The 2,514-nt window shown below is 35.2% G+C and carries 2 protein-coding genes; both read right to left on the bottom strand.

Features of this window, described 5'->3' with window-relative positions:
• Positions 1-307: 307 nt before the first annotated feature.
• A complete protein-coding gene (locus tag AB1414_19105) occupies positions 308-2,248 on the bottom strand; it encodes a tetratricopeptide repeat protein (protein ID MEW6609521.1) in 1,941 nt (646 codons plus the stop codon).
• A partial coding sequence (locus AB1414_19100; protein ID MEW6609520.1) for a hypothetical protein occupies positions 2,214-2,514 on the bottom strand: 301 nt, incomplete at its 5' end. The genes AB1414_19105 and AB1414_19100, both read right to left, overlap by 35 nt.

The following is a 2,514-nucleotide window of genomic DNA, read 5'->3' as shown; positions in this document are numbered from 1 at the left end:
TATTTCTTTTGGGCAAGTCTCCTTGCCTCTTTCTTAGTAAGAATAACACAAGGAAGCTGGAAATTCAAGCAAAATTTTCATCCTCCTTTGTGCCCCGCAGGGGCATGACGGTTTCCCCTGAAAATAGTTAATTAGAGATTAGAGAATTAGTGAATTAGAACCTGCACTCTTGCTAATCTCTAATCTCCAATCTCTAATCTCTATGCTCAATTTTCATCCTCGTTTGTGCCCACTCCCTGTGGGCATAGGCGTTTCTCCTTGAACCTGCCAACCAGTGCTTGTTGTTTCATTTTAGATGGCTAAATAGTTACGGTAATTTAACCACATCATTTATACCAATGAATTTTAAGGTCATCGGGGTAATTATTAGTGCCTTTGAGATTTCAGGTTCGACTGCGACTACCTTAATTTTCCCTATTGACTCAGGTTTTTTTATCCGCTGAGTAAATGGGTCTAATTCACCTTCTCTTTTCCAGACCTCAAGTATCTGGTCAGGTTTTAACCCGTGTATTTTACCAAGATTGATAATCACTTTATCATCAGCGAGCCTCATTATCACTCCTTGAGTAGGGATAGTATTTATAACCTTTTCGGCTAAAAATGTCAATGCCTTAATTAATTTATCCTTTCCTCTCACCGGGAGTTGAGTTTTTAATATCTTTTTCACGGTTTTAAGGTCAATCAATTCAGCATTAATATCAATCCTTTGTTCAGTTTCATTTATTTTTAGTGCCAGGGCAAATTCAGCCTTTAACTTTCGCCCCACATCTATAATCTCCTTTTCATCATTAAGAATAAGTCCTCCTTCTGTTAAGGTTATATGTGGAAATTGGTTTAGGATACTGCGTAAGATTCTAAGTGTAATCTCTTCCATCTCGAAGTGAATTGGATTTGATGGATAGGCACAAACAACTAAGTCTATTTCTGATACAGGAATCTGGTCTATTTTTTCCTTTTTAACTAATGAGGTTTCATCCTCAAAGTATAGTCTTTCAAGTCTATCTTTTGCCTCTAAGTTAGTTGGGGTTAATTCAACCACTTTTATTAATTCGTCAATGGCTAATTGTTTCCTGCCAATAAGTTCATAGAGTTTAGCCAGAGCGAGGCGGGTGTTCGGATTCTGAGGGTCAAGGAGGATAGATTTTTTAAATTCAAAAGTGGCTAAAGTCAAGAATCCTTCCTGGAGATAATTTTCCGCACTAATGAGATGTTTTTCACTATCTTTTTTGCGTAAAGGTGAATCTACTGCTAGCCGATTAAATTCTAAAATAATCTGCTCTTCTCTAAATAATGCAACCTCATCGTTTGTGTCAAGAGATAGTGTTGTTTCAAATTCATTTAAGGCATCATCAAACATCCCTGATTTCTCATAGATAATTCCTAATGTATAATGAGCAAGGGAATTAGCAGGTGTGAGTTCAATCAACTTTTTAAATATCGGTAGGGCATTTTTATATTCACCAATTGTTAGATACAACAATCCATATTTAGTCAGGGCAACAGGATTCGTCGGATTTAGTTCTACTGCCTTTTTATATTCTGAAATCGCCTTATTAAATAAACCTTTTTGAAAATACAGCTCACCTAATTTAAGATAGGATGTTTCATTTCTGGGATTAGTCTTTTTTGCCAGATTAAAATAATAAATGGCATTTTTATCATCCTCAAAATCTTTAAGATAGATAGACCCCAATTTGAGGTAAGCCTGAAAGTAGGTTGGGTCAATTTTTGTCGTCTGAAGATATTCGTCGATGCTGTTTTTTATCTTGTTATTCTTATATAAAACATTCGCTAAGTAGAAATGTGCTTCAGGATTAACAGGGTCCAATCGAATTGCTTTTTCAAGATTTATTTTTGCACGGGATAATAAATTCTGAAGTTCATAGCATCGAGCTAAATTAATATATGCCTCAACATAATTTTCATCCAGGCTAATAGCCTTTTTATATGAGGCAGTAGCATCTTTAAACAGTCTTTTGGCTTGATATGCCTTACCGAGATTAAGGTAGGCAGACTTGTAGTAAGGATTAAGTTTTAAGGCAGATTTATATTCGAGGATGGCTTCTGAATACTGGTGGTTGTATAAATATTCATTTCCCCTGATATAATGGTCTTGTGCATCCAGGGCCGATGAAGGTTGGACTGAACCTACTATAATTCCCACAATGAATATCAGGTTTTTTAAAATAGAATTATTGGGGAACCGTCTTGAATTATTCTTTTTTAACCTTATCTGATTTTTCCTCATTCTTTGATTCTAATTTTTCCACGATATTATCAATTCTTTTATTTATGTTAGCGATTTCATTCTGGAGACGACTTAATCGCTCACTAACCCTATCTTCAATCTGGTCTTGCCATTTTTTGGCTTTGAACTCTAACCAGTTCATTAAATCCTCTTCACGACCTTTTTCTTTATCTTCTAATCGCCGCAAAATATCAATTAACAAATTTTGTCTTTCTTCTTCTTTATCTGTCAATGTGGCTAATTTAGTTGTGATTTCTTCTTTTAAA

The organism is bacterium (assembly GCA_040755795.1).
Lineage (GTDB): Bacteria > UBA9089 > CG2-30-40-21 > CG2-30-40-21 > SBAY01 > JBFLXS01.
Note: the sequence above shows the minus strand (reverse complement) of the source record. Positions and strands in the feature narration are given on the sequence as shown.

Excerpts from the sequence above, each read along its gene's own strand:
- AB1414_19105 (MEW6609521.1), bottom strand. The coding sequence starts at position 2,248 with ATGAGGAAAAATCAGATAAGGTTAAAAAAGAATAATTCAAGACGGTTC.